This window comes from Pedobacter foliorum (assembly GCF_013266735.1).
Classification (GTDB): Bacteria; Bacteroidota; Bacteroidia; order Sphingobacteriales; family Sphingobacteriaceae; genus Pedobacter; species Pedobacter foliorum.
Genome location: NZ_JABSNU010000001.1, coordinates 19,260 through 39,533 on the forward strand (window position 1 = coordinate 19,260; position 20,274 = coordinate 39,533).

The window sequence follows — 20,274 nt, forward strand, 5'->3', positions numbered from 1 at the left end:
CTTTTGTTGATGAAATATCTGTTGTTTTGCTAAACAGATATTTAGAACTATGTCTCTCAACAACAAGGAAATAGCAAATCGAGTTACCGGACAGGTCATCAGGTTTATACAGACTGCCAAAGATACAAACGGGGAGTTACTTGAGATGGAATCTCTTTATCCGTTGTTTTCTAAAGAGCCTCCCGTACACTTCCATCCTCATCAGGAAGAATATTTCAAGGTACTTAAGGGAGAGCTTACCGTTCGTATAGGAAATGAAAGTCGCATATACAGGAGCGGGGCTACTATTAAAATAAAACCTGGAGTTAGGCATAGTATGTGGAACGAGGGACTCATGGATGCTCTTGTGAACTGGAAGGTATATCCGGCAATGGATACAGAGCATTTCCTTACCACATTAACTCAATTGGCCAATACTGGCAAAACTAATGATGCAGGGGTCCCCTCATTACCAATACTCGTATTCCTACTAAAAAAATACAATCAAACTTTTCGTCTGGCCAAAATTCCTATTGGTGTTTTGACTGTAATGTCTATTCTATTTAAGCCCTTATTTAAAGTGCACAATTACAAAAATAAGTTTAATCAACCTCTCCGTTACTTTTTAGCGGGTAAGAACAATCTATAACAAGTAAAAACAATCTAATTAAAATGAAAAGAAAACAATTACCTATTCTATTATTGATCCTTTTTTTGGGGCTTTCTGTTCAGGCACAGACAAAAAAACAAGCTGGCAAAAAGCAACCAAATAAAACTATAGTACAGAAAAAAGCAGGAACAGCAAAGTCAACTGCGCAAGTTAATGAGACCACACAAACAGTTTCAACTGCGCAAACAAAACAAATTGCAGAAAGCCAATCTGCTGGAACCTCAGAAAAAGATGTGAAAACGGTTGGGACCTCAACAGGAGAAAAAGGCGTTAAAATGAGTACGTCGGCAAAAGAAGAAAAAGTAGAAACTTCTTATAAAACAGCTTTAGGGCTAAAGTTTTTGTGGGGTATTGCCCTTACAGGAAAACACTTTTTTAAAGAAAAGCATGCGGTAGAAGCAATTTTTAAATACAGAGGATACACAGGTGTAGGAGCGGATATAGGTTTAGGTGTATTGTATGAATACCATAATGATATAAAGGGTGTAGAAGGCTTAAAATGGTATGCTGGAGGTGGCGTTTATGCAGGGGCCTTCTCTTTTAAAGACGAAATCTCTGATTATATGGATCAGTATGGGGAGGGCAGTAATTTTTATTTTGGCCTTGCCGGAGTTTTAGGACTGGAATATAAGATAGGCAGTTTGCCAATAGCAATTAGCGCTGATTGGCAGCCTAGTTTCCAGTTAAAAGACACCTACGGAAGCAGCGGTTTCTCTGCTGAAAGTGGTGGTCTCGGTGTTAAGTACACTTTTTAAATCCTTATTGTACAGTTTGTAGTTAGATATGCGAAACTCCTCTCCGTTAAGATTGCCTTTTTTGTGATGTCATTCTTATAACGGAGCTGGAGGAGTAGCATCCTTGATTTTGAAAGTTAAACTTTTGCGTATCCTAGAAATTCAAGCTCTTCAATTGCTTTTGTTAAATGGGTTTTTCCTCCAGTTAATACGTAAAGATTATCGCTGATCTCTATTATGTTTCTGAACATATGATCTGTAATTAACAGTCCTTTATTCATCTTTTCCTCATTCATTAATTCCATAACAGCCTCAATCATTACAGGGCTTAAATGAGAGAAAGGCTCATCCAGCATGGCAAACTTAGATTTTGCTTTTAGCACAATATATACTTCCACCAACCTTCTATTTCCCCCTGATAGGCTTTTTAATGAACTGCTCCTTCTAGATTTAAACTCCGGGAAACGAGATTCAAATTCGGAGAAATCAAGTTCAAAGTCAGCAAATACTCTTTTTAAACTTAATGTTTGAGGTATAAAATTAAATTGCGGAAGATACAACAGAAGGTCTGGTCTTTTATAGGCTGCTGGAACTGTTAAGTCATCAAAACGAATAGATTTGCTATTGGGATTTAGGTTCCCATAAATAATGTTCATTAAGCAGGTTTTGCCATTTCCGTTTCTGCCTAGTAAACCGGTTATTTTTCCCGTTTCACATTTTAAGTATACATCAGATAAAATTCGTCTTTCACCAAATTCAAGGAAAACACTATCAACTTCAAGTTTATGTATCATTTAGAAGCTACGTAAATTAAAAGAGTTATAAATAGGAGGAAGTCAAAGGTTAGTGTGCTAATCCATAAAGTAAGTTTTGGTATACCTAGATTTTGATAATAATAGAATTCTTTGCTTTTGTAATTGTTTATATAATAAATGATTACACCGTAGGTAGCCATTTTGAACCAAAATATCAATGTAAAAGCTTCTGTTCCGAGTTTAGATAACATATATGCAGATGCCAGAGTTAGTACAAAAGCTGTAGTGAAATAGCTTAGGTAAAAAGTGAACATTAGTCTTAATGTTTTAATTTTTAGCATTTTAATATTTGGTTGAATAGTTTAGAAGCGTTAAATCTGATTGGAAATTAAGCCTTCTGCATCTTGCTAAAGATAGTAAGAAGTTCTTGGAATATAGCTTTGGCTATTACCAAATTCCGTTGTACAATACAATTTCAGGCACTATTTATGTGCACTAGCAATTATAACCCTACTTACTCATGAATATTGAAACTAGAAAACTGACACTTGAGGATTATAATGATCTCAAAGAGTCTATGGAGCAGGCATACGATACCCTTGGTGGCCAAATATGGAGCAAACAAACCATAGCAAAGCTGTTGAAACTATTTCCTGAGGGCCAGTTATGTATCGCGGTTGACGATAAGGTAGTGGCCTGTTCACTATCTATTATAGTAGACTATGATGAGTATGGAGACAAACACACCTATCAGATGATAACCGGTAGGTATACGTTTTCGACCCATGATCCAAATGGCGACACCTTGTATGGAATAGAGATTTTCGTATCCCCGGAATATCGTGGATTGCGTTTAGGACGTAGGCTTTATGAGGCTAGAAAAGAGCTTTGTGAAAGCTTAAATTTAAAGAGCATTATTGCCGGTGGACGTATACCAGGTTATCATGAGCATGCCGATACGTTAAGCCCAAGACAATATATCGATAAGGTGAAAGCTAAAGAATTGTATGATCCTACGCTTACTTTTCAACTATCTAATGATTTTCACGTTAGAAAGGTACTAAAGAATTACCTTCCCGGCGACCACGAGTCTAAAGAATTTGCAACTCTAATTGAGTGGAATAATATTTACTATCAAGGAGTTGATGCTTCTGCGCGTTCTGCAAAAACCATCCGCATCGGTTTGGTTCAATGGCAGATGCGTCTTTTTCCTACCATGGAATCTTTTTATGAACAGGTGGAGTTCTTTGTAGATGCAGTGAGTGGCTACAAATCTGACTTTATTATGTTTCCGGAGTTTTTCAATACGCCGCTTTTACAGCCGTACAATGATTTGCCAGAAATGGAGGCAATGCGCAAGCTGGCAGAGCTTACTGAAGAAATCGTAGTAAAAATCCAAGAATATGCCGTTTCTTACAATGTAAATATCATTTCTGGCAGCATGCCAATCCTTGAAGATAATAAGCTATACAACGCTACTTATTTATGCCACAGAAATGGTAAAACAGAAGAATACAGGAAGATTCATATCACCCCAAACGAGCAAAAGTATTATGGTATGGTAGGAGGTGATAAAATTCAGGTATTTGATACTGACTGTGGAAAGGTCGGGATTTTGATATGTTATGATGTTGAATTCCCGGAATTGAGTCGAATTTATGCAGATCAAGGTATGCAAATCTTGTTCGTGCCATTCCTTACTGATACTCAAAATGGTTATACCCGCGTAAGAAGATGTGCTCAGGCTAGAGCTATAGAAAACGAATGCTATGTGGCAATTGCAGGATGTGTAGGTAATTTACCTAAGGTAAATAATATGGACATTCAGTTTGCTCAATCGGCCGTGTTTACGCCTTCTGATTTTGCTTTCCCAACCAATGCAGTTAAAGCAGAAGCTACGCCTAATACCGAAATGATGCTTGTAGTAGATGTTGATCTTCACCTTTTAGATGAAATACATCATTTTGGTACCGTTAGGATACTTAAAGATAGGCGTAATGACCTTTATGAAGTTAAATTGCTTAAATAGGATGAATTTTATACTGCTATCTTTGCCTAGATGAAGTTAGCCATATACAGTTCCAGGTATTTTATAGTAATAGGAATATTTATATTCCTATGCTTTACCTTGATCGGGCTTTTTATGACCGGAAAGTTCAATAGTCGCACGGAACAGATCAGTATAGATATGGCGACTAAGGTTTATCAACTGAAATCTAGCGTTGTTCGTAATGAATTTAATGGCTTCATGAGGGGGTTAAATAACTCTGAAGCCATTATGAATAGGATTTCTTCTACAAGTGATTTTAATTCTTTAGAACAGGTTTTTGGATCATTATTATTGAGTCATCCAAAGATGAATTATGGTTGGTATGCTATTGCACATAATGGTGATACCACTTTTAAAGCAATTAGTAAAACAGGGAATATTTTTAAACAGAAACCTGTTTTGGAATATCAGCGTAGCTGGATCAAAAGCGAGATGGCCAGTAAAGACACCACCCTAAGAAGTGGAAAACTGATTAATGAGGATGATTCATTGCATTGGCTTGTTGGATCAAAGCATAAACTGGCCGACTCATCTGTCCTGATTTTTGGGTTAGATATTAATCTTAAGCAGCTGCAGCATTATTTGTGGAGTGTTGATACTACAGGTAGGGCATACGCATTTATTGCAAGCAAGGAAGGTTACTACATTACAAATCCTGAAGAAAAGTTAATCGGAACAAAGATGTCTGAACCGGTTACGCCTTTAACAGGTAAAACGGTTTTAGGAGATAGTATTAGTAGTTACGAAACGGTAACTTCTGATTATTTGCAAATTCCGGTGGTTCGATATTATACTCCATTACATATCTCAGGGATGAGCTGGGTGATGGTTGTTGATACTCCTTTTCTTGCCGTAGATGAGGATGTTAAGGTGATTGAAAAGTATGTTTTGTTTATGTTTATTTCGTCGGCTTTTATCATTTTACTGCTTATTGCCTGGGCACAAACCAAATGGCAAAAAGAGTTTATGTTACGCCAGCAGGCCGAAATGAACAGAAAGGAATTGTCGATGGAGAAACAAGCTTTAAGTCTTATTTCAGAACGACAGCAAAAGGAGAATGCAATTTTGCAACTGGATAAGCTTAAGGAAAAGGTGAATCCTCATTTCCTTTTTAATTCCTTAAGTTCCCTGAACGGACTAATAGAAGAGCAACCTAACCTGGCAAAATCATTTGTTGTTAAACTTTCAAGAGTGTATCGTTACTTGCTTGATCCTGCCCCTGATGGGCTAGCACAAGTTTCTCAAGAAGTTCGTTTTGCTACAGAGTACTTCTTTTTATTAAAAATTCGCTTTGGTGATGCTTTAGAACCATTAGATATTCATATTTCTGATGCTCATGCTAATGGGTATATACCTTTCATGAGTTTACAAACGCTGGTAGAAAACGCTGTTAAACATAATGTTGTTTCCAAAACAAATCCATTAAAGATTAGTATACAGAGTGATACAGATGGTATTTGGGTTGTTAATAATTTGCAATTACGGAATGATGTTAAGGATTCAAGCAAGCAGGGATTAAACTATCTTCAGCAGGCTTATACCCATTTTGGTGAACTCCGTTTAAAGCATGGCATAGTGGGAGATGAGTACAGGTGTTTCTTACCTCTAATTAATATTTCATTCACTCCTTAAAACTGCGCTTTCACTTCCTATAGTTGCGCACTCACTCCTCATAATTTCATAATCTGCTAATTAAGAGGGATTTTGGTGCATGATTTTGGATAAAAAACCTTTGAAATTCGTTTCAATAGTACTCTTTTTAATTTTATGTGGAGCGAATATCTACGCTCAAAAACCTAAAAAACAAGCTGAACCCGTTGTAAAAAAAACACTTACTGATTCTTTAAAGAAAAAGTCGGACAGTGATAGTACCAAAAGCAAGAGCATGAAAAGTTATGCTGAATTGCTTAAAAAAGCTACTACTGTAAATGGTTTGTTTAAGGTACACCAGGTTGAGTCTGATTACTATTTTGAGGTTCCTTTGAACCTGATGAACAAAGACTTTTTGTTGGTTAACAAGATCTCTTCTGTGCCCTTGGCACTTAACGAATCAGGTTTAAACAAAGGAATGAACTTTGAAAATAAGGTAATCCGATTTTCCAGAAATAAACTTGCAGGAACAGTATGGGTTAAAACCATAGTTCCTCAGGTAGAGTCTGTTAAGGGTGATGCCATTACCCGTTCGGTAAATGATAATTTTACGGGGTCCGTAATTGAATCATTTAAAATAGAGGCTTATTCACCTGACTCATCGGCTGTTGTTATTAAAATGAACAAAGTTTTTGATGGCACCGAGAAAAGCTTTAATGATGTATTTACTGATATAGGGCTAGGTACCGCACCAAAAACATCATTATCAGCTATTGAACGTATAAAAAGTTTCCCTCAAAACATTGTAGTAAGAGCATTATTAAGTACTAGAGTTACTGAAGGTCAAAATAGTATTCCAATTAGTGTTTCAGTAACGACTAACCTGTTATTACTTCCTGAAACTCCTATGAAACCTCGTTTTTCTGATGATAGAGTAGGTTTTTTTGATACTCCAAGATGGTATTTTTCTGATAAGCAACATAAAATGGAGGTTAGAAAATTAATCACGAGATGGAGATTGGAACCTAAGCCTGAAGATCGTGCACGCTATTTGAAAGGTGAACTGGTAGAACCGGTTAAGCCAATCGTATTTTATATTGACCCATCAACTCCACCGCAATGGAGAAAGGAAATTATTGCAGGGGTTGTTGATTGGCAAAAGGCTTTTGAGCAAGCGGGTTTTAAAAATGCCATATTGGCTAAGGAAGTTACAGATACAGCGGATTATGATGGTGACGATATTCGTTACTCAGAAATTACCTATGCTGCGTCACCAAAATCAAATGCAATGGGCCCAGCGGTTGTTGATCCTCGTTCTGGTGAAATTCTGGAGTCGGATGTAATCTGGTGGCATAATGTAATGACATCTCTGCAATATTGGATGCGCGTTCAAACGGGTGTTATCGATAAGGAAGCCAGAGGCAATAAACTGTCAGATGCGCGTATGGGACATGCAATTCGTTTTGTATCATCTCATGAAATCGGTCATACATTAGGTTTAAAGCACAACATGAGTGCTTCTGCATCTTATCCGGTAGATTCTTTAAGATCGCCATCATTTACGAATAGGATGGGGGGAACAGCGTCTTCTATTATGGATTATGCACGTTTTAATTATGTAGCGCAGCCAGAAGATAAGGTTACCAATATTACCCCTCAGATTGGTGTTTATGATAAGTATGCAATTGCATGGGGTTACAGATGGCTGGATGTTGAGGATGCTCATGATGAGTTACCTACGTTAAGCCGTTGGATTAAAGCTCATGCGAACGATCCAATGTATCGTTTCGGTCAACAACAGAGCAGTTTAAATATTGTCGATCCACGTTCTCAGTCTGAAGATCTGGGTGATGATGCTGTAAAAGCAAGTCGTTATGGGTTAGCTAATCTAAAGCGCTTAATCCCTCAAATTGCTAAATGGTCTGCAGCAGATGGTGAAGATTATTATCAAGCCGGTAAGCTATATATGGCTGCTTTAGGTCAATGGCAAACTTATGCAGAGCATGTTGCAGGAAATATTGGTGGTTACTATTTAGAAAACACAGTAAGTGGTGACGGTAAAAATACCTATACACCAGTTCCTGTTGCAATACAGAAACAATCTCTGAATTACCTGAAAGAAGAAGTTTTTAATATGCCAGACTGGTTATTTAATAAAGCTTTGTTAAGCAAAACTTTTCCTGTTAAAGATACTCCGTACGGACCATTTGAGTATGGTCCTTACAACTTAAGACGCGAGTTTCAGTATGGCTTGCTTTATAGTCTGGTAGGTGAAGAACGCTTGCTTAGAATGCTTGAAATGGAATTGCTTCAGGGAAAGGAAAAAGTGTTCACTGCTTCAGAATTACTAAAAGAAATCAGGACTACTGTTTTTACTAAAACAACTAAAGGGCTAAAGCTTTCAATTACAGATAGGTTGCTACAGCAGAACTATATTGATGTGTTGCTGGTAAGCACAGATAAAATGCTGGAAAAAGTGACTAAAAAAACACTAAAGGATGACACAACCATGAACCTTCCTGCAGGTTGTGATCTGGGAATAGAAAAAGAAATTCCGAACTTTGCGCCTTCATCAGATGTGAGTACTGCATCCGCTTTGAAGACCATTTATGTTAGTTCTATGAGTAGAACTTCGGATGTGGCAGCAGCAAAACGCGGGGAGCTTGTTCAAATTTTATCCTTATTGGAAAAATACAAATACACTGGTGATGAGGGTACAAAAGGTCATTATCAGGATTTGATTCTTCGGATTCGCCAGAGTCTTAAAATGAACTAATGTATACTCAATCAAACTATATATAATGAACAAACCAATACTTTTATTACTTCTTTTGCTCGGCTTTGGTCTATCTGGATTTAGCCAGCAAAAGCAAACAATTACCGGAAAGGTGACTGGCTCCGATGGGTTGCCAATACCTGGAGCATCAGTTTTCGTGGAAAAATCGACCATTGGAGAACAAACGGGAGTACCTGGCCAAATCCAGAATTCAGCTATCGGTACAGTTACTGATGTGGATGGTAAGTTTACTTTAAGTGTTCCTGAGGGAACAGAAACTATTCGCGTAAGTTATCTTGGATATAACTCAGCGATGGTTAGCATTAAAGGTAAAAACAACGTAAATATTACGCTTGAAAATGGTGACAATATACTTGGAGAAGTTATAGTAAACGGATATACCGATATTGCTAAACGTAAAAACACAAGTTCAGTAGCCAAGTTGGACTACGATAAGATCCGCCAAACCGGTGTTTCAGGTATCGACCAAATGTTACAAGGACAGGTTGCAGGTGTATCCGTAACCAGTTTAAACGGCGGACCTTCATCTGCGCCTAAAATTCGCATCAGGGGTACTGTATCTTTAAATGGTTCACAAGATCCATTGTGGGTATTGGATGGTTTACCATTAGAAGGTACCGACCTTCCGAAGAACATTATGGACAAAGAAAATATCGATCAGCTTCGTAATTTACCGATCGCTGGTTTAAATCCAGATGACATCGAAGACATCACCATTTTAAAAGATGCCGCTGCAACCGCTATTTATGGTGCCAGAGCCGCAAATGGAGTGATTGTAATTACGACCAAAAAAGGTAAAAAAGGTCCTGCAACTATAAATTTCAGTGCCAATACCTTTATTGGAGAACGTCCTGATTTCAGTAAGCTGAACCTGATGAATGCAGCAGAAAAAGTTGATTTTGAACTTGGACTAGCTTCAAGAGCAGATCTAACTTATAGAGATAACCTGGGTGCCGTTGCGAGAATATTAAACAAAACAGGCGAACTGGGAACTTACCGCAACAGTGGATTTTCAGGTCTTAAAACCAGCACACAAGAGCAGATCAATGCATTGAAAAATGTAAATACCGATTGGGGTAAAGAATTGTATCAATCTCCGGTAAACCAGCAATACACTCTGGGAATATCTGGCGGAACAGACCAGGCCAATTACTATTTCTCAGGTGGCTTTTATGATGAAAAAGGATCAACTATTGGTACAGGTTTAAGGAGGTACAATACTACCTTAAAAACAGATTTTATAATCTCTCCGAAACTAAAATTCGGCGCAGCCTTATTTGGATCAGTAACCAATCAAAAAAATTACTTAACAGAAGCCGGAGCATTCACAAATCCATCAAGATATGTAAGAAATGCAAACCCATACCTGAGCATCAAAGATGCAAATGGTGCCTATGTATATGACCCGGATATCCAGGGGTCATCAACTTTAACGGGTGATGTTTTTGTTCCTTTTAATATTATCGAAGAGCGTGAAAACACCAGGTATAACCTAAACAGCAAAAGCTTTAAAGGAATTTTTGATGTAAACTACAAAATCATTAAAGAACTGAATTTCCGTTCAGAAATGGGCTTGCAATTTGAAGAAAACGGTTCTGAAAAATATGGCAGTCAGGACACCTATTACGTAAGAAAGTTCCGTGAAGGTACCCGCTATTATAACTCTGCTACTAAAAAATACGAATATTTCTTGCCACAAGGTGGTGTAATTCAGAACCAAAATACTTCTTTCTTTCAATACAACTGGAAAAACATCTTTGAATTTAATAAAGTAATTAATGAAAAGCATGAGATTGAAGCCTTAGCAGGAGCTGAGTTCCGTAGAACAAGGAATCAGGGAATTATGACCAGGGGATTTGGTTATAATGACCGTACCTTAACTAGCCAGGAGATTATATTTCCAAATTCAAACTATACTAATGGTTTAAGCAGCCCATATAGGGCTTACCAAAAGAACTTGCTTGAAAACGCCTATGCCTCTTTCTACGGTACCCTTTCTTATACCTATGATCGAAAATATACAGTTTATGGCAGCGTACGTTATGATGGATCTGACCTGTTTGGCGTAGACCCTAAATACAAATACTTACCTATTTATTCTGTATCCGGTGCATGGAATGCAAAAGAAGAAGATTTCGTTAAGGATGTAAAATGGATCTCGAACTTACGCGTAAGATCATCTTATGGTATTCAGGGGAATATTGATAAAAACACTTCTCCATATGTAGTTGGTGTATATGACAAGACCACTATTTTACCTGGAAATACAGAACCGACTATCAATGTAAGCAATCCGCCAAATCAAAAACTGCGTTGGGAAAAAACAGCAACGTTTAATGCAGCTGTAGACCTTGGTATATTTAACAATGCGGTACAAGTAACTGGAGAATATTACAACAGATCTAGTAAAGACCTGATTGGTGTTCAGGAACTATCTTTAGAAAATGGATTCGATTTTACCAATGCAAACTGGGCACAAGTTAGAAACAGAGGTTTTGAATTGACCATTTCTACCAGGAACATCAGCTCCAAAAACTTCCAGTGGTGGACAGATTTTAACTTTGCCCATAATAAGAGCAAGGTGATCAGAGAAAAAGTAAGTTTAAAATCACTAACCCCTTCAAAAGAAGGTTATTCTATCAATCCATTGTTTGTAATTAAAACTGCAGGATTGGATGCCAATGGAATTCCTCAATTTGTTAAAGACGGCAAAGTAGTTTCCCTGGAGGATTTCTACAAACTGTATGATCCATATGCAGATTTCTTCCCGGGCCAGTTGGCACAAAGTAATCTGAGTGATAAAGAATATCAGAACTTATTTACTTATGTTGGAGACCGTGACCCGAAATACACAGGAGGTTTAGTTAACCGTTTCCGTTACAAAAACTTTGACTTAGCTATTGCAGCAAACTTTAACTTAAGTCAGTGGGTTATAGAAACGCCACCTTACAATCCTGCATCATTAGACCGCGGTCAGAATTACAACAAACAAGTATTAAACGCATGGAGTCCAACCAATACCGGCAGTAACTTACCGGCAATCATTGGTAACGATACAGGTGATGGTAGTCGTTGGATGGCTTACAGCTGGTTAAATGGGAATGACCCTGGTTATTCTTATAACAACCTTGACATCTGGGCTAAAAAAATGAGCTACATCAGGATCAATAGCATCCGTATGGGCTATAGCCTTCCAGCTAAAATAGCAGGAAAAGTGAAAGCAAATACTTTAAGAATCAGCGTAGAGGGCAGAAATATGTTCGTATTCGGATCTGATTACAAAGGTTATTTCGATCCGGAAACTTATGGTAATATTTATGCTCAACCCATCACAAGAAGCGTATCTATTGGTTTAAATGCAACTTTTTAATGTTAAATCAAATGAAGAAATTAATCATATTAAGCGCAGCATTACTTACACTAACTGTAAGTAGCTGTAAAAAATTCTTAGAAATAGAACCTACAGGCAAGGTAATTCCAACTACTGCAGAAGATTTCAGAAGTTTAATGACCTCTGCTTATGCCAACTTCCCTAAGCACAAAGCCTTGCTTGCTTTACGTACAGACGAATTAACCTTGGATGAATATAGTCAGGATTTTCAAACTGTAGGTGATATCTATACCTGGCAGGATGCTAATCCGGATGGACTAACTGCTCCATTTCCATATGCTCAGTTTTATAAAACTATTTTTTTTACCAACCAGGTCATTGCAGATATTGACAATAAAGTAGGTGTTACGGCAGTAGCCAGTCAGATTAAAGCTGAAGCCTATATTTTAAGAGCATATTCGCATTTTGAATTACTTAATTTATATGCCAAACCTTATGACAAAGCAACTGCAGCTACAGACCGTGGCGTACCGCTTGCAACAACCATAGACATTGAACAAAAATTCCCTTTAGCCACTATAGAAGGTGTTTATACACAGATTTTCTCTGATCTAGCCGCTGGCGAGCAATTACTAAATGTAGATAAATGGGATAGTGGAACAAATTATCGTTTCGGAAAAACGGCTACACAAGCACTTTATGCCAGGATATATGAATTCAGAGGAGAATGGGATAAAGCCCTTACCGCTGCTCAAGGCGTGCTGCAAACAAACAGCGCATTAGAAGACCTCAATGTTACCGGAAGTTTGTTGCCAAACAACTACCTGTCTAAAGAAAACATCATGTCGATGGAAGACGTAATGGATTCCAGAACTTCTAATGCATCATTTATCTCAGCCCATTTACTTGGTATCTACAATCAGACAGACGATCTTCGTTTCTCGAAGTACTTTAGCAAATCCGGTTCAGAGTACGTTTCTATAAAAGGCAATTCCAATGCTTTAAAAATCACTTTCCGTAACGCAGAAATGTACCTGATTGTTGCAGAAGCTGCATTGCATACCAACAATAAAGACCTGGCATTAGAACGCCTGCTTGCGCTGAAAGCAAAACGCTTAAAACCGGCATATTACCAAACGGAAGCAAGCCGGATCTCAGCTTTGTCGCCCGAAGATTTAATGAAAGAAATCCTGGCAGAACGCGAGCGTGAATTTGCCATTGAAGGTCACAGATGGTATGATTTAAGACGTTATGGACAACCAGAAATCAAACATACTGTAAGCGGAAAAGATTACTTACTGCTTAAAAATGACCCAAGGTATACGGTTAAATTTCCACGAGAAGCTTTGGCCAATAACCCAGAACTGAAATAATAACATCGCATTTCAATAATTTCTTCAAACTCTGGTCTGTTTTTACAGGCCGGAGTTTTTTTTTACATTTACTCCCTAATAATTTAAGCATGACTGTACTGATTATTGAGGATGAAGAGCTGGCTGCAACTACGTTGCAGAATATGCTTAAGCATATTGACCCTAAGCTTCAGGTTCTTGGTATTTTAGGTACAATTGAGGATGCGGTAAACTGGCTTAAAAGCAATACAGTTGATCTTCTTTTTATGGATGTTCATCTTGGAGATGGAGAAAGTTTTCAAATATTTAAAGAGGTAGTTATTAATAGTCCTGTTATTTTTACGACAGCCTATGATCAATACACACTTAAAGCTTTCAAAAATCAGGGTATAGATTATCTTCTAAAACCTTTTGATGAAGATGATGTTCGAGCTGCACTGACTAAACTGAATGGTATTTTAAAAACTAAAGAGCCAAATGTATTACCTCAGAAAATAGATGAACTATTTGGGAAGACTCGAAACCGCTTTATGGTTAAAGTTGGCAAGCTGATTAAAACAGTAGCTGCAGATGAGGTTGCATACTTTATGGCTGAAGATAAATATCTTTTCCTGGTAACTAAAGATCAGCAAAACTACATCATAGAAGAGACGATAAGTAGTTTAGAACCTAATCTTAATGCTACTGATTTTTTTAGAATCAACCGCAAGTTCATTATCCATATCAATTCCATTAAGGAAATGTATAAGCTTTCCAGAAATAGGGTTAGGATTATCCTTTCTCCAAAACCTGCTGATGTAGAAGTAGTGGTAAGTGAAGAAAGGGCTGAGGCGTTTAAAAATTGGCTAAATCAGTAAAATAACCTATCATGTTATTTTGCTAAGATGACTTTGCGCCCTTCTTTCGCTGAAAGTTTAGCCGCCTCCAAAATCTTTACTACAATTAAATTGTTGCTTAATGACGATAAATCATTATCTGGTTTTATCTCATTTCTTAGTATAGCAGATAGATAGTTAAGGTGATTGCTATAAACAGGAGATAGGGTTTTGGCCTCTTCAAGTTGATAGTCTGGTTTTCCATTTTCTTTAGTGCGTAAAGTATTGGAGTTTACGGCCTGTATGTACCCGGTTTTGCCAAATACTTCCATGTCTTTTATACCAAAAGGCCAATTCCAGGAGCCTTCAATTATTCCTGTAGCCGTAGGGTATTCAAGTAATATGGTTGCATCATCATCAACATTTGGGTAAACATCTTTCTTAATCTGGTGTGTTATTGCTGTAACTGAAATGGGAGCTTTTCCATTCATAAGCCAGGTCATAAGATTTGCACCATAACAACCAAAATCAATAATGGCACCTCCACCATTTTTCTTTGGGTCTGTAAGCCAGCTCAGAAACTCTTTGCTTACTCCAATCTCCTTAGGACCTTGATGACCATCGTGGGCTACTATTTTTCTAATATCACCTATGGTATTGTTTTGTTTAATTCGGTTATATGCTTCCTGATTACTCGGATACCATGTGGTTTCGTAGTTGGTTAGTAAATGTATCTTATATTGCCTGGCAAGTGCAGCCATACGTTCTGCATGTTTTACAGATACGGCTAAGGGTTTTTCTACCATCACAGAAATTCCGAGAGGAGCTGCGGCTTCTACCACCATTAAATGGTCTTCAATAGCATTGTAGGCTAGTACTACATCAGGTTTACGATGTTTTAATAATTCTTTTAAGTCGGTAAAAAAGACTGAATCAGCAAGTTTAAAACGTGTTTTATACCTTTCAACCAAAACCGGATTCTCTTCTGCAATTCCTATGATGTTTACTTCGCCTTTACGATAGCTGTCCATAATTAGGTTTACGTGATCGTGACTAAGGCCAGCTAATACAACATTTAATTTAGATTGTGCTTTAACTTGTAATGAGAAAAATGCCAAGAGGAAAATGGCAAGGTACTTTTGCATATAATGATTGTTAGATTTTACTTATTCACTTACTTTGCTCCATATTTCATAGATTTTTGCGCCTTTGCTGCTCAATCCACTATGGTGCCACTTGCCATCCTGTAATTTTCCATCAAACACTAATGAAACCCCTACACGGCTGTTGTCTCTTGAGAAAAACTCAATTTGTTCTGTATATTTTCCATCTTTAAAAGTGTATGAACCGCCTCCGGTTCCGGAAAATTCCTTTTTATCAGGATCTATTGCAACCCATTGAAATTTCTTTCCTGTAAGTAATTTGTAGGTTTGACGGGAACCTGTTTGGTGAATGTCTGCTACCTTTCCATCTTCTTGCATCCTGCCGGTTATACGCCAAACACCTGCTAATGGCGCTTTTCCATCATCTACCCGGTTAAAATTCACATGGCCAGCTGGAACATCCATAGATAGCTTATTGGTAGAAACTTCAAAGGGAATATTTAACTCTTCTCCAACAGTGGATGAATCGGAACTATTAAAATATAGTTTAGCTTTAATAGTGCCATTACTTGTTTCGTAGCTGCCGCCACGCGACATTATAAACTTGTCGGCTTGATGTACTGTATGTATAAAATAGCCATCTTCAAAAAAAAGCTGATGTTGATCTGATCCATCATTGAATTCCCATGCTCCGCTTAGAGAATTAGTTTGTGCCTGAACAGTTGTAAAGGAAATGCAAATTGCAAATAGGAGCAAGATTAGGTGCTTTTTCATAATGGTTTAATTTATAGGTGGTTGTGTTAAAGATAGAAAACATTCCATGATTTCTAAATTTTATCTACAGTATTTCTCCAAAATTAGCCCTCATCTTTAATACGAAATTCTTAGAAGGGATTAAAACAATTAAATGATGTATAGGAAATTGTTAAGTGTACTGGCACTGCTTATAATGCCAGGGGCTATCTTTGCCCAGAGTCAAGATACACTAAAAAAAGCTGTCATTAGTAGATCAGATAGCACAGTAAGGGTTACAAATGATTACAAGCCTAAAGTTACTGCCTTTATTATTCCAGCGGTATTTATTGGTTATGGTGTGGTGTCGCTAGCTGGTGATAATGTGATCAGGCGATTGGATTATACCACAAAAAATGAGTTGCAGGAAGACCATCCATTATTTGCAGCACATGCTGATGATTACATGCAGTTTGCTCCGGCGGTAGCAGTTTATGGGCTTAATTTAATGGGCATAAAAGGTAAAAATTCTTTACTTGATGCTACTGGGATATATGTTTTATCTGCTGCAATTATGGGCGGCAGTGTATCTGTGTTAAAGAAAGCTACACACAGGTTAAGGCCTAATGGTTCTGCGTATAACTCTTTTCCTTCAGGACATACAGCCAATGCGTTTGCTGCAGCTGAATTTTTAAATCAGGAATATAAAGATGTTTCGCCATGGTATGGTTATGCGGGATATACTGTTGCAACAGCTACTGGTATCCTGAGGCTGTACAACAATAAACACTGGGTTAGTGATGTAGTGGCTGGTGCCGGCTTTGGTATTCTATCAACTAAATTATCATATCTTCTTTATCCTAAACTGAAAAGATTGATTACCGGAAAGGGGAATTTCAATTATACTGTTGCACCATCTTATCAGCAGCATACTATGGGATTTTCTTTAAGTGGTACTTTTTAAATTAGTAAAGCGGTTTTGTAAATAAAAAAAAGAGAGGATGTTTTAAAATTCATCCTCTCTTTTTTATTATTCTACTCCTTTTACCTTCATCTTTAAAGTGTGTATGGTCTTGTGTGCTGTAATGAATAAGACGTCTCTATCCTTACCTCCGAAACAAACATTGCTTGGTCCATCTGGTACTTTTAATTCAGCAATCATTTTGCCTTCAGGATTATATATATAGACCCCCGGGCCTAAAGTCAGGTATACATTTCCTTTTTCATCAAGTGTCATTCCATCAGATCCTTTATTAATGATCAATTGCTTCCCTGTTAGCTCACCATTTTTTTCAATGGCGTATTTGTAGGTTTTTCCAGCATTGATGTCAGATACATATAAGTATTTTCCATCAGGCGTTCCCACTATGCCATTTGGTTTAACTATGCCATCAGCTGCAACTTTTACTTTTTTACTGCCCTTAGCAAGGTAATAAACGTCGTCACTTTTAAGATCTGGTGAAGTTCTTTTCCAGTAATCACGCTGGTAATATGGGTCTGTGAAATACATATCTCCATTTGGATGGATCCAAATATCGTTTGGTCCATTTAGTTGTTTGCCATCAAGATCTTTTAAAATGATTTTTACTTTACCTGAGGGACTTATTGACCATAATTGGCCATACTCATCAGCACAGGTGACCAAATTTCCTTTTTTGTCAAAATAGGTTCCATTGGCTCTTCCGGTTTTATCCAGAAAGATTGAAAGTTTACCATCTGTGCCATACTTCCATATCTTATCATTAGGTTGATCTGTAAAAAACACATTCCCGTTTTTATCGACTGAACAGCCTTCTGTAAAACTGAAATCGGAAGACACAAGTTTAACATCATCTTCTGCAAAAAGATTGCTTGGATGAGAGGTTAGGTTTTGTGCGGATAGATAAGAAGATGAAACTGTAAGGAGGAGTGCCAGGATGTTGAAACGTGTAATTTTCATGTTCATTGTTATTTGGTTCGTTTTGTGTGTTAGGGAAATGCCCAATATAATAGAAATGTGCTTAAGTTTAATAGTCTAGTTTTTCTGGCGGATTAATATTAACCTATGTATGTTAACAATTGATTTTTTATCATCGGCTTTAAAATGTAGGGTTATAGCATTCTTAAAGTCGTCTAGATTAATGTCGCAGATGTACGAATTGGGAGACGATTCGCGTTTTTCAGCATAGTAAGAAAACGGTTCACTTACTAGCTTTTGTCTTTGCCATACGGTGATTTCTGCACCATCAGTCGATTTTTCAACATCAGCATACAGTTTGTAAGAACCTTTAGGAAGTTCACTAAGATCTATTTTTACTTGACCGCCATTTGTAGAGTGTAAAACGTTTCCATCTATTTTAACTGCACCTCCAATGGTATATTGCATCAGTTGCGGATAAACCATAAGTGTATCTGGAATATATACTTTTGTTAAGGTATGGGTAGGTAAAATAGAGCCTTCATTAATTGGTTTTTCTGCGTAATAGAACGCCACTGAGGTATAATCTCCTGGTTTGTTATTATTCTCAGGCCCGTGTTCCATAGTGTGTTTTATTTCTTTTTCAAATGGCATTTTATCCGAAATGAAGAGCCTGTAGCCTCCGGTTCTGGCAAAAGGTAAAGAATAATCAAGTGAGCCATGAAGTGGTAAACTCATTTTTCTATCCCAACGGTCAAGTAGTGCATACCAACCTCCATTAAAATAATCTTCTGATCCTGTTCCATGCATCCTCATTTCACCATCTATTGTAGTTACGTCATCTCCCTCAAAGAATAAAGTCATTCCAGGGTTAAGGCCTTGGGCTTGGAGAATCGTGCCCACATAATGTCCTTTTCCTTTTCCTTGAAGAAATAAATGAGGCTGGCCAGGGATAGTGTTTTTTTCGGGATTCCAAAAAGCATAGAATCTGCCTTCCTTTAAAGAGTTATACTTTCTATCCTCCACGTAAACCTCTGCCTCTATTTTTACTGGAGTTGATACGGCTCCATTGGTTGATTCAAGTTGTATGAGCTCTATTTTTGCTTTTTGTTGAAATGGCATTGGGAAGTAGCAATAATTGATATTATCAGCCGAGCCTATTAATAGACTTTGCATAGATTCTTTTCCAAATGCATAACCAAAAAAGTCAGCAACAGGCATAAATAGGGCAGGGCGCTCATCATCCCAGCTCATCTTAATTAAAACGTCTTTATTTAAACCCCTGAAAGAATCCGCATGATGTAATTTTATCCCTGTTATTCTTCCCCCTTGATTTACATTTGCAATAGTTACCGATTTGGTAGGTGTTAAAATGGCTTCGGTATGAATTAATTTGCCAAGTGGTTTAGTGATGTTATTCCAATCCTGACTAAGTGCTTTAAGCGCTTCTTTTTCTTGTTCATTTAAATTAGGATTGAAATTTTTAACTTGATAGTTTTTTGGATAGCTTCTGTATTGAATTTGATAGAATTCCATTTTTTTTCCTCTTGAAACTATCTTGCACCCATTTTTAAAGGTAATTGGAATGTAACTGAAATAACCGCCAAGTTCATTACCTGTTAGCGGAGAGATGAAAGGGAATGATTTTCCTGAAAACAGATCTGAAAAACGAATTGAAAAACTTGGTTTTGTTTCCCCGCCAAAATAAAAGTCGAGCATATCATTGTTTGGAGTTGGCGTCCAAATCCTATTAATAACACCATTTCCTTTTGCCTCAAATATTACTAATGAACTGTCTGCATTTTTACGGATAAAGGAATATTTGCCACTAAATCCATCATCATTGTTACCTGTTGTGTCATATGATGAGAACTGTTTTACTTCGGTATTCTCCCAGTAGGAGGGTAAATCTTTTATAGAACTGAGTTTACTTAATTCGGTTACTGTGTTTATTTGTTTCTCCTGGGCCGATAAATTTAGGGTTATACTACACAGGAATACATATAAAGTGGTTCTTTTCATCTGGTTAAATTAATTATTTTCTTTAATTATAAAAATTACATGAACCGAACATTTCAATCTACTTGGCAATTTTAATATCCTTATATTTGCTAATATTTGTAGTATTTCAATTAGTGTTATGAAAGTTACTGTGCTTCCAATTATAGAATCTGAAACCGTTCCTGCTGCGCCATTAGCCAAAGTGATGAATGAGAGATTGCGTCGTTTGGCTATGGAATTGAGGGATATCCACCTCAATGAACTGGAGACAATTGAGCCGATGTTCGAAGATTTGGTAATCTATATTGGTTATAACACTAAGTATAGTATTCGCTGGAAAATTGTAAATGATGTGCCGGCTAGGATAGAAACTATCGTAGCAGATCAATGTGCATTACTTGGATATATCAGATGGAAAACGCCAACCCTTAATAGTTTTCATGGCCGATAAACTATTTCATTAAGAGA

15 protein-coding genes are annotated in these 20,274 nt (G+C 37.3%); 10 read left to right on the forward strand and 5 right to left on the reverse strand.

Annotation, left to right across the window (positions count from 1 at the left end; all coding sequences use genetic code 11):
* Positions 1–49: 49 nt before the first annotated feature.
* Entirely contained in the window at positions 50–628 is a 579-nt protein-coding gene (locus HQN83_RS00090) for a cupin domain-containing protein (RefSeq protein ID WP_173087354.1), read from the forward strand.
* 23 nt (positions 629–651) lie between these two features.
* Entirely contained in the window at positions 652–1,404 is a 753-nt protein-coding gene (locus HQN83_RS00095; protein ID WP_173087356.1) for a hypothetical protein, read from the forward strand.
* A 116-nt stretch (positions 1,405–1,520) separates the two neighbouring features.
* Here HQN83_RS00095 and HQN83_RS00100 read toward each other — a convergent pair whose 3' ends face one another.
* Complete coding sequence (locus HQN83_RS00100; protein ID WP_173087358.1) at positions 1,521–2,177, reverse strand: ATP-binding cassette domain-containing protein; 657 nt, start codon at positions 2,175–2,177, stop codon at positions 1,521–1,523.
* Positions 2,178–2,658: 481 nt separating this feature from the next.
* Between HQN83_RS00100 and HQN83_RS00105 the strand changes: the two genes are divergently transcribed.
* The 6 genes from HQN83_RS00105 to HQN83_RS00130 all read left to right on the forward strand — a co-directional run bounded on the left by HQN83_RS00105 (position 2,659) and on the right by HQN83_RS00130 (position 14,115).
* Positions 2,659–4,167, forward strand: coding sequence for a bifunctional GNAT family N-acetyltransferase/carbon-nitrogen hydrolase family protein (locus HQN83_RS00105; protein ID WP_173087361.1), 1,509 nt, complete (start codon positions 2,659–2,661; stop codon positions 4,165–4,167).
* A 30-nt stretch (positions 4,168–4,197) separates the two neighbouring features.
* On the forward strand, positions 4,198–5,820 hold the full coding sequence (locus HQN83_RS00110; RefSeq protein ID WP_173087363.1) for a histidine kinase: 1,623 nt from the start codon (positions 4,198–4,200) through the stop codon (positions 5,818–5,820).
* A 79-nt stretch (positions 5,821–5,899) separates the two neighbouring features.
* The gene (locus tag HQN83_RS00115) at positions 5,900–8,554 is read left to right on the forward strand and encodes a zinc-dependent metalloprotease (protein ID WP_173087365.1); all 2,655 of its coding nucleotides are present in this window, start codon (positions 5,900–5,902) and stop codon (positions 8,552–8,554) included.
* Positions 8,555–8,579: 25 nt separating this feature from the next.
* A complete protein-coding gene (locus HQN83_RS00120; RefSeq protein ID WP_173087367.1) occupies positions 8,580–11,945 on the forward strand; it encodes a SusC/RagA family TonB-linked outer membrane protein in 3,366 nt (1,121 codons plus the stop codon).
* An 11-nt stretch (positions 11,946–11,956) separates the two neighbouring features.
* Complete coding sequence (locus HQN83_RS00125) at positions 11,957–13,279, forward strand: RagB/SusD family nutrient uptake outer membrane protein (protein WP_173087369.1); 1,323 nt, start codon at positions 11,957–11,959, stop codon at positions 13,277–13,279.
* Positions 13,280–13,368: 89 nt separating this feature from the next.
* Positions 13,369–14,115, forward strand: a complete 747-nt coding sequence (locus HQN83_RS00130; RefSeq protein ID WP_173087371.1) for a LytR/AlgR family response regulator transcription factor — start codon at positions 13,369–13,371, stop codon at positions 14,113–14,115.
* 14 nt (positions 14,116–14,129) lie between these two features.
* On the opposite strand, the gene HQN83_RS00135 is transcribed toward HQN83_RS00130, so the two are convergent.
* Both HQN83_RS00135 and HQN83_RS00140 read right to left on the reverse strand, forming a co-directional pair.
* On the reverse strand, positions 14,130–15,218 hold the full coding sequence (locus HQN83_RS00135; protein WP_173087373.1) for a Gfo/Idh/MocA family protein: 1,089 nt from the start codon (positions 15,216–15,218) through the stop codon (positions 14,130–14,132).
* Between the two features lie 21 nt (positions 15,219–15,239).
* Positions 15,240–15,950 (reverse strand): membrane or secreted protein, encoded by a 711-nt coding sequence (locus HQN83_RS00140; protein ID WP_173087375.1) that lies wholly within the window; start codon positions 15,948–15,950, stop codon positions 15,240–15,242.
* A gap of 133 nt (positions 15,951–16,083) precedes the next feature.
* Between HQN83_RS00140 and HQN83_RS00145 the strand changes: the two genes are divergently transcribed.
* On the forward strand, positions 16,084–16,872 hold the full coding sequence (locus tag HQN83_RS00145) for a phosphatase PAP2 family protein (protein WP_246254117.1): 789 nt from the start codon (positions 16,084–16,086) through the stop codon (positions 16,870–16,872).
* Between the two features lie 66 nt (positions 16,873–16,938).
* Here HQN83_RS00145 and HQN83_RS00150 read toward each other — a convergent pair whose 3' ends face one another.
* Positions 16,939–17,847: an SMP-30/gluconolactonase/LRE family protein gene (locus HQN83_RS00150; protein WP_246254120.1), complete on the reverse strand. Its 909-nt coding sequence runs from the start codon at positions 17,845–17,847 to the stop codon at positions 16,939–16,941.
* A gap of 75 nt (positions 17,848–17,922) precedes the next feature.
* Entirely contained in the window at positions 17,923–19,827 is a 1,905-nt protein-coding gene (locus HQN83_RS00155; RefSeq protein WP_173087379.1) for a glycoside hydrolase family 172 protein, read from the reverse strand.
* Positions 19,828–19,945: 118 nt separating this feature from the next.
* Between HQN83_RS00155 and HQN83_RS00160 the strand changes: the two genes are divergently transcribed.
* Positions 19,946–20,257: a hypothetical protein gene (locus tag HQN83_RS00160; RefSeq protein ID WP_173087381.1), complete on the forward strand. Its 312-nt coding sequence runs from the start codon at positions 19,946–19,948 to the stop codon at positions 20,255–20,257.
* Positions 20,258–20,274: the final 17 nt, after the last annotated feature.